Raw genomic sequence first — 13,833 nt, 5'->3', positions numbered from 1 at the left:
GTCATGGCCCAGGTGAGACGCCCGGTCCCTTTCCGAACCCGGAAGCTAAGGCCTGGCACGGCGATGGTACTGCACTCGATAGGGTGTGGGAGAGTAGCACGCCGCCGCAATATTCGTCACAGGGGGGGTGGTCCCAACAGACCACCCCCCTTTTTTCATATTTGCACATGTTCTGTTCTTGTGTGCGCGGGGCTTGGGTCCGGCCCACGTCCCCCGCTTCTCATATGCAGACAAAAGCTGTATCCGGTTATTTCCGGAAGGAACGTATTCCTGACGTCCGGTCAGTCGTACGTTCCGTCGGAAGGCACGGTGTTGTTCTCCGGTATGCCATAGGCACTTGGACAACCGGGGGTTTGGACAGCCGGACACTCAGAAGCCCTTTCCCTGTCGTTAGGGGCCGCGGGAATCTGTTCTTCACCTACCCACACAAGACGGCATCACACGGCCATATGGCCCAGCGCGATGGCGGTGGTGAGCACGTAGGCTTCACGGGGGTCGGTGGCGTCCCAGCCGGTCGTCTCCGCCGCGCGCTTGAGACGGTAGCGAATCGTATTGGGATGCACGTTGAGCTCCTTGGCGGTGGCTTCCAACGAGCCACCGAACTGCAGGAACGTGGAGACAGTGCGCAAAGTCGGATCATCCGGACCTGCTGCGGTAAGACTGCCATATACCACGCGTACCAACTCGTCACGCGCATCCGTATCTCCGATAAGCGCGCGTTCAGGCAACGCGTCATCGGTGCGCAACGGCCTCGGAATCGACTGAAGCGTAACGGTCAGTGCGGGAGCGGCCTTGAGACAGTACAGCGCAGTACGCACGGACCGCATGGCCCCTTCGGCACCGGCGAGTTGCGGACCCATCGCCAATGGACGGTCGGGCGCGAACGCTCCAGCGACGGTATTGCAGATCACTTCGGGAGTCGCTGCGCCGGACTGCTGTACCAGCGCAACAACAGCGTTGCGGCTGTCGTCACGCTTACCTCGATTCTTTCGGCCACCAGCCGCGCCGGCAGCCTCTGCCGTACCGTCGTCCCCTGCCGACGACGCAACGTGGGACCTTCCTGCATCATGAGCGGCCAACGTCGGCCCGTTGACCTGATAATCGGCGGTTATACATGTGCCGCCAAAATCGGCCACGATTTTCTCGATATCCTTGCGGGTACGGACTGCGGACCGTGCCGGGTACCCGGCAATGGCGTAACAATCAAAATCACCCGTAAACCCGAGAATGGCGAACAAGGAAGACACTCGTTCGTCGGCAATCTCGTGGAATAGGCATTCGAACAGTACCGTACGTACGCGGTCGAGCGCTGTGGCGTCGGCATTGTTGGCAGCGTCGTCGGCAAGCAGTTCGAGGAAATCTGAAGGCATAGCCACTAGTGTAGCCGCGCCAACCGCATCAGCAGTACCGTGACAGGAAGGCGCTACGAGATGTGTTGCACCGGCAGTTGCTGCTGTGCATGGAGTTCGCGCCGAGCGTCGCGCCAATACGTCAGCACCACGAAACCGAATACGAACGCGACCGGCAACATGTGTCGTTCGAAATTATTGGCGGGCGCCGTGATCATCACGCCCATCAGCAACAGCAGCGGAATATGCGTCATCAAAGTGAGCCAACGGCGGCGAATCACCTCGGCTGCACCAATCAGCAAAGTGGCCACCACGTAGAAATTGCCGTGCGCCACCCAGCCGAGAACCGGGACATGCCCCCATGCGCGGGAGAAGCCGGTTACCTGCTCACGCCACTGATGGTCATACGATTTGATCCATGTGGAGTGCTTCTGTACGTAGTCGCTGGCCACATAGTAGTCCATCGCTACATAGGGCTGATCGGTCACATTGAAGTAGCCGAAGCATTTGGCCAGCAACGCGTCCAAGGCGATGATCGGATTGTCCTTGACGATCGCAAGCCACGCCTTGTTGAAATTGTTCATATCCTCCGGGGTGACGGTACGCCACTTATAACTTACTTTTTTGGACTGTATGCCGGAAGACTTCACCGGATCGGCGTCCTGCTGGGAATACGCGTCCGCCATCTGGTCCAGATTGAACACGGGGGAGAGGTTCTTCTTGGCTTCTTCGGAAATGCCGTTCGGGTTGCGCTTGGCCACGCGTGCGATCATCTGCAGCTGCACGCCGCGGCTTTCGATCGGATCGCCGCCGATAATCGCACCAGATGCGATCGCAAAAGAGATACCGCCGTGAATCAGCACGGTGGGAATCAGCAGGGCCGCAACGTACGTGGGCCAGCGGCGACGGTCGGCGATCAGTGCCAGCACCACCTGCAGGGCGATGATATACCACGCGTACTTTGCGGAAATCAGCATCACCGATGTGGATGCGATAAAAGCAAGGAGGCTGTGCCGTGGCAAACGCAACGGTGCAGTCAACACCGGTGCGTTTGCCGGCTGAGCGGATTCCTCGCTGTCGTGACGTTCGTCGCTTTTGCTGCGTTTGCTGCGTTTGCTGCGTTTGCTGCGTTTGCCGACGGGCCGCCATGTCTGGGTAAGTTCATACCAGATGCCGAACCACCAGACGAACGAGAACGCGAACAACGGCGACTTGGTAAGGGAGATCGTGGCGAATACCGCCAGCGGACAGGTGAGGAAGAACAACAGGATCAGGAATCGTGCCAGCGGACCGGCGAATCGCGGTGACGTTTCGTCAATACCGGCCTTGGTCAGCCACGGACGATTCAAGAAGCGATTGGCGGTGGCCGCGCAGCAGAACACGGCGAACAGCATTTGGCTTGCGGCAAGCACCACAATGCCGGCATCGTTGGAGCCGGTCAGGTACCGTGAGAACGTGGCCGCGCCGCCGTAGAGCAAGGTGAGCACTACGTTATGTTGATCGGTGAGATACGTGGGATCGTCGGGCCACATATAGTGAGCGGTGGGATACACGTCCATCGGCACGAACGAGAAAAAGCCGATATACGGCTGTTTCAAGCCGGTCCATTGATTCCACACCCATGCGAATTCGCGAATCTGCGAGCGAAGATCCGCGCCGAACGCGGCCAGCAACGTGGTCGGAATCCACAGCCACCCGATGAAGAGCACCAGTGCGAGTTTCCAGAACCGATCGGTGCCGCGCATAATCCAGCGTCCCGCCGCAGCAAAAGCCTGTGCGATCGCCGTGGTGATGCGTTGCGGAGTGATGCGAGGCTGCGAGGGTTGTGGGGTGTGTGGGGTGTGCGGGGTGTGCGGCGGGCGTGGAGTGGACGGATCGGACGGCTGCGGCTGAGCGCCGGATTGATCGTCGTCTGCCGCGTTCGAAGCGTCCGAAGCGTTTATATGAGCATCATGCGTATGAGCCTTGGAGTCATTGGCTGCGGTGGGACGCTGATCGGGGTTGAAATATCGCCGGACGAATTGATGCCATCGTTCGCCGAGTGTGGAAGGCAACATGTGGCCGGTGGTTGCGAAGCGTACCAACAGCAGGATAATGCCGAGGTAGATGATGAACGAGCCCATGAAAATGGCGGTGTTCGTCCAGTTCCAGTTGGCGAGCGTACCGTTGTCGAGATCCCAATACAGCGGGCCGACCGCAGTGCACAGGGCGAGCCACAGGCATGCCAGTACGGCCAGCGTCCATCGCGCGATCGCACCGATGCGGCACAGCGTGGGGTGTGCGCACATGTGTGAGTCAGGATGATGCGATGCGGCGGCAGGCTTTGCGATGGCTGGTGACGTCATGTCAGTCAATGGTAGCCGCATACGTCAACTGTGGCGTCTTGGCGAGTGATGCGTGAATCGGGCGCGAGCAGTGCGGTGTGCGATGGTGCGTAGCGGGGTGATGGGTGGTAAGTGATGGGTGGTGAGTGATGCGTAATGAGTGGTGCGTGGGACAATCTAGTGATTATGGCGTTTGCGGCGGGTCGTACCACGGGCTTGCGGAACAGTCGATGCTGCCGATTTCGCAAAATGGCGGAATTCCGGGGATTTGCTGTGGCTGGTGTGTGGGACGAAACATGCGGCAATCGTTTGCTGCGCGTATCGGGGCAAGGCAGCGTGGTACGATGCGCCCAAACAGCCATATGTGTATGTCGTACCGCACGGAGTGCATCACTGAGACGCAATCGGTAACGCTCGCTCGCGAATCTGCGCAAACGTTCAACGGTGTATGGCTATCGGACAGTTCCGTAGGGAGAAAAACATAATTCGGACCGGTTTCCGGACCAATCGTGGAATGAATCGTGAATCGTCGGCAGCTGTGAGGAGATTACCCCTGATGTCGGTGCCACGTTCGATGAAGGAGAGCATCGCGCCCTTATGGCCGAGCTGCAGATGAAGAACAGTGAGTGGCCTCTCGCTGCTCCTCATTCGTTGTCGCCGTTTAGCGTGAACGGCAGAAGACATTGCCGGGCGTCCGGATTGTATTCGGACGGGTCACGGAAGCCTTGCCATATGGTTTCCGGAAAGATCTCGTCGGAGAACGCCATCCACTCTTCCAACAGATTTACGGAATGGTCGGCGAGCCAGCGGTATTGCAGACCGTCCATCGCGCTCATCGCGAGCGTATAGAGATGGTAGAAGCGTTCTTCATCGTATCCGTGCGGCAGAATCCAATTCATCGAACCGATCTGCTCCCAGGCGCGCAGGTGACGTCCGATGAAGAACCGGTGTGCGGGATGCGTGGGGTTGAGCGCTTCGCCGTTGAGCATCGAAAACAGCTGCACCATTTCCGGACGTCGCAGGTTGTACAGCACGATGTTGGTGCAATAGCGCGGGAAACAGTAGCAATGGTGCCCGTCGAAATCAGTAACAGCGGACGTGGACGCGTTGTACTCGTCCGCTTCGGACGTATCGTAGCCTTCGGCAAGCACCATGTTGAGCAGCTCGTTTTTCGAGCGAATGTAATGGTAGAGCGCCGCCTCGGTGATGCTGATCTCGTCGGCGATGTCTTGCATAGACATGCCCCAGAACCCCTTGGAGGCGATGACCTTGATCGCGGCCTGTATGATCTGCAGATGCCGCTCTTCGGGGCTCATGCGCTTGCGCTTCTCGAAAGTGGTGCCGGATGTCGTGTCCCTCACCATGGACTGATGGGTGGCTCGCGAGGCGGCGGGCCAGCTGCTCTGGTCTTTCAGAAACTGTTCCCATGCTGCGACGGGCATTACGGCTTCCTTATCTCTACGGTTCTGTTGTGCCGCCGACCGCCGCTGATCGCTACTTATCAGCCGTCGCCCGGCAGCACAGTCGCTGGGCACGTTGGGCTCTGCTGCAACGAGGCGAGAGCCTCAAGCAAGAGCCCAACGTGAATGTAACAAACCCAGAACATCAGAACGTGACGGTGACGTCTACGGTAGTCGCACCGTCGGTCGGTACCGGTACCGTGCTGCCGTCAATCACCTTGCCGTTGACGGTGAGCGTGCGCTCGCCGGTACGGTCGAGCGTGATGCGGTAGGTGACGCCGCGGAACACGCGTGTGATGGTCAGGTGCGTGTACTCGGCGGGCAGGTGAGGTTCGATGGCCAGACCGTCGAGGGTGGGACGGATGCCGAGCAGGTACTGGGAGACGTCCACGAACGTCCAGGCGGCGGTGCCGGTGAGCCAGGAGTTCTTGCCCTCACCCGGAATCGCGGCTTCCGGACCGGCGACCATCTGGCAGTACACGTAGGGTTCCACCTTGCGGATATCGGACTTGTCTTCCAACCATGCCGGACAGTTGCGGCGGTAGACGGCGAACGCCTCCTCATCGTTGCCGGCCAGAGCGTTGGCGATCGACACCCACGGGTTGTTGTGGCAGAAAATGCCGCCGTTCTCCTTGTATCCGCGCGGGTAGGTGGAGATCTCGCCGAGCTCGATGCGGTAGGTGGAGTAGGCGGGAGCGAGGATTGCGGTGCCCCACTCGCAGGTCAAGCGATCCTTGACCGATTTGAGCGCGGCCTGCGCCTTGCCGTCGTCCAAGCCGATGCCGGCCATGACGCACATGCCCTGCGGTTCGATGTAGATCTGGCCTTCGGTGTCATCGATGGTGCCGACCGGACGGGAGTAGGCGTCGTAGGCGCGGCGGAACCATGCACCGTCCCAGCCGGCGGTTTTGACGGCTTCGGTCATCGCGTCGATCGCGTCGCGCACGACCCCGACCTCAGCGGCCACCTCGTCGGCGGACATGCCGCACGCCTCGCCGTAGTGCGCGAGAATATCGGCGTACTGGCCGCCATACAGTACGAACATGCCGCCGATGAACACCGATTCGGCGATGCCGGTGTCGTTGTTCTCCACAGTCTGGAAGCTTTCGCCCGGGGTGGCGGAGAAGCAGTTGAGATTCAGGCAGTCGTTCCAGTCGGCGCGGCCGATGAGCGGCAGCTTGTGCGGGCCGAGATGGTTCATCGTGAAGTTCGCGGAGCGGCGCAGATGCTCCAGCAGCGGCACTTCGGACCCCTCGACGTTGTTGAACGGCACCGGTTCGGTCAAGATCGAAGCGTCGCCGGTTTCGGCAAGGTAGGCGTTCACGCCGGCGATCAGCCACAGCGGATCATCGTTGAAGCCGCCGCCGATGTCGGCGTTGCCCTTCTTGGTGAGCGGCTGGTACTGGTGCCATGCGGAACCGTCCTCCATCTGCGTGGAGGCGATGTCGATGATGCGCTCGCGTGCGCGCTCGGGCACGAGATGCACGAAGCCGAGCAGATCTTGGTTCGAATCGCGGAAGCCCATGCCGCGACCCATGCCGGACTCGTAGTAGGAGGCGGAGCGGGACATGTTGAATGTGACCATGCACTGGTACTGATGCCAGATATTGACCATGCGGTCGAGCTTGCTGTCGCCGGATTCGACGCTGTAGGTGCTCAGCAGACCGTTCCAGTACTGCTTGAGTTCGTCAAGCGCGGCTTCGACCTTCTCGGTCGTGTCGAAGCGGGCGAACAGCTCATGCGCCGGCTTCTTGTTGATGATGCCGACCTTGGCCGGATCGTTCGGATCCTCCCACTTCTGGTCGTTCGGCACTTCGATGTAGCCGAGCGTGAAGATCAGCGACTTCGTCTCGCCCGGATCGACGGTGACGCGCACGCGGTTCGCGGCGATCGGGTACCAGCCGTGCGCCACGGAGTCGTGCGCCTTGCCTTCGGCGATAACCTGCGGGGTATCCCAGCCGTTGAACTGGCCCAGGAATTCGTCGCGGCTGGTGTCGAATCCGATGACCGGTGCGTTCACGCCGTAGAACGCGTAGTGGTTGCGGCGCTCCTTGAACTCGGTCTTGTGGTAGAGCAGGGTGGATTCGTCGCGTCGCTCGACCTCGACCTCGCCGGTGGACAGGTTGCGCTGGAAGTTGCTGGAATCATCGACGGCGTTCCACAGACACCATTCGACCAAGCCGGTCACATCGACGGTTTTCGGTGCGCCGTTGATGTTGGTGATGTCGAGACGGTTGATTTCAGCGGCGGTGTGCAGCGGGACGAACGCGGTAAGCTCGGTGCGGATGCCGGCTTTGGAGGCCTCGAAGACGGTGTAGCCGATGCCGTGACGGCACTGGTAGCTGTCGAGCGGGGTCTTGACGGGCAGGAAGGTGGGGGAGAAGGTCTCGATCGGCTTGGCGTCCGGGGTGTTGCCGCTCATGATGCTCACGTAGTAGTTGCGTGTGCCGTTGTCGAACGGAACGTTGTTGTAACGGTAGCGGGTGATGCGGCGGAGCTTGGCGTCCTTGTAGAACGAGTAGCCGCCTCCCGTGTTGGAGATCAGCGAGAAGAAGTCCTCGTTGCCCAGATAGTTGATCCACGGCAGAGGGGTGGCGGGGGTTTCGATCACGTATTCGCGGTTCGCATCATCAAAATGACCGTATCGCATGGGGTTCCTTTCGGCTGCTTCATTGCTGTTGCGGCACCGGCGGAAGTCTTTTTCCGCGAGGGTTCCGCGAGGGGCTTGCGTCAATGCGTACGGCATCATTGTAGCACTTATTTATAAGGTTATAAATAAGTGTCGGGTACGTAATTGGAAAGTGGATATGGACGGGTGGCCGGGGTGTGCGTCAGAGGTCGGGGGATGGGGTGTGATTTAGGTCACGTGTGAACGCTCACAAAGGGTTGGTGACTGAAAATGATTGGAATTGTGCGCTTTTTCGTGGGATATCGGGGCTGATTCGGTCCGTGCCGCGGGTAAGGTAACACCCATGATGATTGCTTTGAAAGCTGCAACGCCGCAGCTGCCCAAAACCAATGCCGTCGCTGACCAGGTGATCGCGCTTGACGAAGTCGGCTCAACCAACGCGTTGGCCGCACAGATGGTAGGCAGTGGCGCGATGCCGTTGCACAAGCGCGACGACGGCGCGATGGCGGTGGCTGTCGTCGCCGCCGACCGGCAGACCGCTGGTCGCGGGCGCAATGGGCACCGGTGGGTGAGCCAGCCCGGTCGGTGCTCGACGATTTCCTATGCGGTACGTGTGCCGCGCGCGATCGCCACGGACAGTTCGATCAACGGCTGGCTGCAGATGATCGCCGGTCTGGTGACGCTGGATGCGTTGAACGGCATGATGCAGGAATATGGGGCCGTGCCGAATCAGCCTGACTGCTTCCTGGAACTGAAATGGCCGAACGATGTGTTCTGCCATGGGCTCAAGATGGGCGGGTTGCTTTCGGAATTGGTGCTGCTTCCGGCCGAGTCCGAAAGCGCTGAAGGCGCGGCGGCGGCCGACGCGGGCGATGCAAATAACGCAGCCAACACGGGCGACGATGTGGTGATCGTATTCGGTGTCGGTCTGAATCTGGCGTTGGGCGCTTGCCGTCTGCCTACGCCGAACTCCACGTCGCTGCAGCTGCATGCGGCCGGACTGCCGTCATTCGATGAGATGCGCGATGATGTGGCATGCCGACAGGTCGAGGGCTTCCGCGAGCGATTGGCGAAGTTCTTCGCCGACCCGCATGGCCAGGCCGAAGCGCTGCGTGAGGAAATGAAATCCGTATGCTGGGCGCGTGGCCGTCAGGTCGAGGCCCATTTCACGGATGGCTCCACGCTCACCGGCGAGGCGATCGGCCTGACCGAGGATGCGTCGTTGATTCTGCGGACGGACGATGGCGTGGAACATACGGTTCGCACTGCGGACGTGGGTGTGCTGTAAGCGCAGACGTGCGGTAAACGCACGTACCTACAGCGATTGATTGTCGCCGGTATCAGCGGTGATGCCGGCGATGTGAGAAAAGGAAGAGAGCACGGCCTGTTTGGGCTCCGGAATTTCCGGTTGCCCAAACAGGCCGTTGTCGTATGTTGCCGGCCGTTCAGCGGCCCAGCTTGGCAAGTCCGGCGGCGGCGAGCGAGGCGACCACAGCCTTGACGATGTCACCGGCCACAAATCCCATGGATGCCAAGGCTACGGCTGCCAGCGGAACACCGGTCAGCGCGGACTGCACCAAGAAGCCGAATGCGTAGACCACAGCAACGCAGCCGATCGCCGACGCGGCGAAATAACGAATTGCGGCAAGGGTCGTCTCGGTGAATCCGGCGGCGTGGGCCGCTGCCTTGTCTTTCAGCAACGCGGTCACTACCACGCCCGGCAGGAATCCGATAAGGAATCCGGCGCTCGGGCCCACCAACGCCATGGTGGATGCGCCGCCGGCGAAGACCGGCAGTCCGGCCGCGCCGGCAACCAGATACAGCGCGATGGCGGATCCGGCCTGACGCCAGGAGAGCATAAGGCCCGCCAGCATCACCACGAAGGTCTGCAGCGTGATCGGCACCGGCGTGCCCGGAATCGGGATTTCGCCGGCGGCCGAAGCCAGCCACAGCAGGGCGGCGAACAGCACCGGCTTCCATGAAACGGCGATAAGACGGCGGGCGAATGAAACGGTGGCCGTTGTGTTGGATGCTGTGGTGTGTGAAGTCTGCATGATGTGATTCCCCTTCGGTCACGATCCGTACCGTCTTGTTGTGCTCTGCGGCGATGCGATGTCTCATGGGAGTGATGCCGTGTGATGCAGCGCGTGGCAAGAGTGGTACGGATGTTGCTGGATGAATGGTTGCGGTGATTCGCGATGCGAAGCCTTCCCCTCAACAATTGCCATCCTAAGGATGTGCGGTTTCGTGCGGTTTCGTGCCGAGCTACAAAAATACGGAATCTGGTTTGTTGAAAATTGACGAAATAGCGCTTGCGCGTCAATGGTGGAAAACATGGGATGGGAACCTGAAAAACGTTGGAATCACAGTGTTTGTTGGGGTTTGGGGACTATGGTTACGCTTGCGAAACTTACGCTGACGTTTGTCGGGTCTCTACAAAAGGCCATGTTTTGTTTTGTGTGAACAGGCCTTGCTGATCAATGGTGTGCGAGGCAAGAATTTGACAGTATGGCTCACTCTGTCAATACATTGCTGATCGCGAATCGCGGGGAAATCGCGTTGCGCGTGGTGCGTACGGCCAAGGAGATGGGGATCAGGACCGTGGCCGTCTACGCCGAACAGGATCGCGACGGCCGCTACGTAGACATGGCCGACGAAGCGTACCTGCTTTCCGGCGACACCTATAAAGACACGTATCTCAACGAGGATCTGCTCATCGACATCCTGCATCGCAGCGGTGCGGACGCCGTGCATCCCGGCTACGGATTCCTCTCCGAAGTGCCGAGCTTCGCGCAGAAGGTCGAATCGGCCGGTGCCATATGGGTAGGTCCGCACCACACCGCGCTGGTGGACCTCGGCGACAAGATCACCGCACGTCGCGTGGCCCTGCGCGCCAAAGTGCCGCCGGTGCCGGGCTTGTCCGAACCGGTGCAGGACATCCGCACCCTGCTCGACTTCGCGCACACCCACGGTTATCCGATCATGATGAAGCGCACCGACGGCGGTGGCGGACACGGCATCACCGTGGTCCACGACGACGAGGAGCTGCGCCGCTTCTACACCAATCATGATGCGTTGCAGGGCGGCGATCTGAACGAATACTTCATCGAAAAGTTCATCGACAAGGCTCGTCACGTCGAGACCCAGTCCGGTCGTGACTCGCACGGCAACTTCACCGTCTACTCCACCCGCGACTGCTCGCTGCAACGCCGCAACCAGAAGCTTGTGGAGGAGGCCCCTGCGCCGTTCCTGCCCCAGGAGATCGTCGATACGCTTACGGAATACTCCCGCAGACTGTTCACCACCGTGGATTACGTGGGTTTGGGCACTTGCGAATTCATGGTGACGCCCAACGGCAAGGTCTACTTCCTGGAGGTCAACCCACGACTTCAGGTCGAGCATACCGTCTCCGAGGAGGTCAGCGGACTCGATCTGGTGCGCGAGCAGCTGGTCATCGCATCCGGCGGCACGCTGACACGCGCTCCCGAGCCGCGTGGCCACAGCTTCGAACTGCGCATCACCAGCGAAGACCCGGCCAAGAACCTGACCCCGGGTGCCGGCACGTTGGAGAAGATCCAGTGGCCGGCTGGTCCCGGCGTGCGCATCGACACCGGTGTGGAGCAGGGCGACACCATCTCGCCGAAATTCGATTCGATGATGGGCAAGGTGATCGTCACCGCACAGGACCGTGCCGCCGCCGTGGCGCGTGTGCGCCGCGTGCTCGATGAGCTGGTGATTGAAGGCGTGCCCACGCCGATTCCGCTGTTCAAGGAAATCTTCTCGAACGACGACTTCACCGCCGAGCACAACCATCCGTTTGCCGTCTCCACCAAATGGCTGGAGCGCACGTATCTCAACCGCACACCCGATTCGGCGCGCGCCGGACAGCCGGCCTCGCTGGGCGCAGCTGCATCCGGCACTCCGGGTGCAGCTGCAAGCCAGCCGGATAAGACCAAGTCCGAGACGTTCGTCATCGAAATGAACGACCGCCGCGTCAAGCTCACCGTGCCGCTGGACATCGTGGAGAACCTGACCGGTTCCGCCCGCGCCCGTAACGCCAAGCGTCCCACGCAGCCGTTGCGCGGTGCCGGACTGCACAACGCCGACTCCAGCGCAGCCAAGGTGAACGACGGTGCCAAGTCCGGCGTCATCGCCTCGCCGATGCAGGCCGTCGTCACGCGCATCAACGTGTCCGAAGGTCAGCAAGTGGCCAAAGGCGACCTGTTGGTGGTGCTCGAATCCATGAAGATGGAGAACTACGTGTACGCGCCGGCCGCCGGCGAAGTGACCAAGATCTTCGTGGGGCCTGCGGATGGCGTGGAAGCCGGCGACACGTTGGTCACGCTGGATGTGACCGGAGGCAAGGCCGACGCCGCAGCCCAACCGTCCAGCCAGTCGGCCAGCCAAGCAAAGGAAGGCGGTAAGAATGACTGACATCATGGATTCTCCGGCCGTCAAAGCCACGCAGGTCGCCGCCCAGCCGTCCGCCCATCAGCCGTTGCGCGCCGCGGTGGTCAAAGCCGCCGAACTGGCCCGCGCCGCCGAGGAGCGCGCCCGCGACAAACAGCACGCCAAAGGCAAGAAAACCGCGCGCGAACGCCTCGACATGCTGTTCGACACCGGTACATTCGAGGAAATCGGCCGCTTCCAAGGCGGCAACATCGCGGCCGGCAACGCAGGTGCGGCCGTCATCACCGGTTTCGGTTTGGTCTACGGACGCAAAGTGGCCGTCTACGCACAGGACTTCTCCGTCAAAGGCGGCACGCTGGGCACTGCGGAAGGTGAGAAGATCTGCCGTCTGATGGACATGGCCATCGATCTCAAAGTGCCGATCGTAGCCATTGTGGATTCCGGCGGCGCTCGTATCCAGGAAGGCGTGGCGGCGCTGACCCAATACGGCCGCATCTTCCGCAAAACCTGCGAAGCCAGCGGATTCGTGCCCCAGCTGAGCCTGATTCTCGGACCTTGCGCGGGCGGCGCGGTCTACTGTCCGGCGCTGACGGACCTGATCATCATGACCCGCGAGAATTCGAATATGTTCGTCACCGGACCGGACGTGGTCAAGGCGGCCACCGGCGAAACCATCTCGATGGCGGACCTCGGCGGCGGTGAAGTGCACAACAAGGTGTCCGGTGTGGCCCACTATCTCGGCGAGGACGAGTCCGACGCCATCGACTACGCGCGTACTGTGCTCGCCTACCTGCCGTCCAACGCCGACGGCAAGCCGCCGGTCTACGCCTACGCCGCCACGCGTGCCGAGCGCGATACGGCCAAGCGACTCGCCCAGATCGTGCCCGCCAACGAACGCCAGCCCTACGACATGCTCGACGTGATCCGCTGCATCGTGGACTACGGCGAATTCGTACAGGTTCAGGAGCTCTTCGGTGCCTCCGCGCTCGTGGGATTCGCTTGCATCGAGGGGCGCCCGGTGGGTGTTGTGGCCAACCAGCCGAATGTCAGGGCCGGCATTCTGGACGTCGACTCCTCCGAAAAAGTCGCGCGATTCGTACGCCTGTGCGACGCATTCAATCTGCCTGTCATCACGTTGGTGGACGTGCCCGGATACAAGCCCGGTTCCGATCAGGAGCACGCCGGCATCATTCGCCGCGGAGCCAAGGTGATCTACGCCTACGCCAACGCACAGGTGCCGCTGGTGACTGTAGTGCTGCGCAAAGCATTCGGCGGCGCCTACATCGTGATGGGCTCCAAGGCCATCGGCGCAGACCTGAACTTCGCCTGGCCCAGCTCACAGATCGCCGTACTCGGCGCGGCCGGCGCGGTGAACATCATCCACCGGCACGATCTGGCCAAAGCCAAGGCCGCCGGTCAGGATGTGGAAGCGTTGAGGGCCAAGTACATCAAGGACTACGAGACCAGCACGGTCAATGCGAACCTTTCGCTGGAAATCGGACAGATCGACGCCATGATCGACCCCGAACAGACCCGCGAAGTCATCGTCGAATCCCTCGCCACGCTCGCCACCAAGCGCCGCGTGAAACGTACCTCCAAGCACCACGGCAACCAGCCGCTGTGACCCGCATCGGGCAGGTCACAGTCCGGTGGGCCGTCGA

The 13,833-nt window shown here is 61.1% G+C and carries 8 protein-coding genes and 1 rRNA gene; 4 read left to right on the top strand and 5 right to left on the bottom strand.

What is annotated here, in order from left to right; genetic code table 11:
- A 5S ribosomal RNA gene (gene rrf, locus G1C97_RS09815) occupies nt 1-110 on the top strand; the annotation flags it as partial.
- Between the two features lie 327 nt (nt 111-437).
- On the opposite strand, the gene G1C97_RS09810 is transcribed toward rrf, so the two are convergent.
- The 4 genes from G1C97_RS09810 to G1C97_RS09790 form a co-directional block, all read right to left on the bottom strand.
- Complete coding sequence (locus G1C97_RS09810; protein WP_169241603.1) at nt 438-1,370, bottom strand: PucR family transcriptional regulator; 933 nt, start codon at nt 1,368-1,370, stop codon at nt 438-440.
- A gap of 53 nt (nt 1,371-1,423) precedes the next feature.
- Nucleotides 1,424-3,637 (bottom strand): DUF6020 family protein, encoded by a 2,214-nt coding sequence (locus G1C97_RS09805; protein WP_417852228.1) that lies wholly within the window; start codon nt 3,635-3,637, stop codon nt 1,424-1,426.
- A gap of 680 nt (nt 3,638-4,317) precedes the next feature.
- Entirely contained in the window at nt 4,318-5,115 is a 798-nt protein-coding gene (locus tag G1C97_RS09795) for a TetR/AcrR family transcriptional regulator (protein ID WP_169241597.1), read from the bottom strand.
- 163 nt (nt 5,116-5,278) lie between these two features.
- Entirely contained in the window at nt 5,279-7,783 is a 2,505-nt protein-coding gene (locus tag G1C97_RS09790) for a glycoside hydrolase family 94 protein (protein ID WP_169241596.1), read from the bottom strand.
- Between the two features lie 322 nt (nt 7,784-8,105).
- Here G1C97_RS09790 and G1C97_RS09785 point away from each other — a divergent pair, with 322 nt between their 5' ends.
- Nucleotides 8,106-9,050, top strand: a complete 945-nt coding sequence (locus G1C97_RS09785) for a biotin--[acetyl-CoA-carboxylase] ligase (RefSeq protein WP_169241595.1) — start codon at nt 8,106-8,108, stop codon at nt 9,048-9,050.
- A 157-nt stretch (nt 9,051-9,207) separates the two neighbouring features.
- Here the strand turns inward: G1C97_RS09785 and G1C97_RS09780 are convergent, their stop codons facing one another.
- A complete protein-coding gene (locus G1C97_RS09780) occupies nt 9,208-9,816 on the bottom strand; it encodes a biotin transporter BioY (protein ID WP_169241594.1) in 609 nt (202 codons plus the stop codon).
- Between the two features lie 454 nt (nt 9,817-10,270).
- Between G1C97_RS09780 and G1C97_RS09775 the strand changes: the two genes are divergently transcribed.
- On the top strand, nt 10,271-12,196 hold the full coding sequence (locus G1C97_RS09775; protein WP_169241593.1) for an ATP-binding protein: 1,926 nt from the start codon (nt 10,271-10,273) through the stop codon (nt 12,194-12,196).
- Nucleotides 12,189-13,796: an acyl-CoA carboxylase subunit beta gene (locus G1C97_RS09770; protein WP_169241592.1), complete on the top strand. Its 1,608-nt coding sequence runs from the start codon at nt 12,189-12,191 to the stop codon at nt 13,794-13,796. The genes G1C97_RS09775 and G1C97_RS09770 overlap by 8 nt, the downstream gene beginning before the upstream one ends.
- Nucleotides 13,797-13,833: the final 37 nt, after the last annotated feature.

Source organism: Bifidobacterium olomucense (assembly GCF_012932375.1).
Taxonomy (GTDB): domain Bacteria; phylum Actinomycetota; class Actinomycetes; order Actinomycetales; family Bifidobacteriaceae; genus Bifidobacterium; species Bifidobacterium olomucense.
Note: the sequence above shows the minus strand (reverse complement) of the source record. Positions and strands in the feature narration are given on the sequence as shown.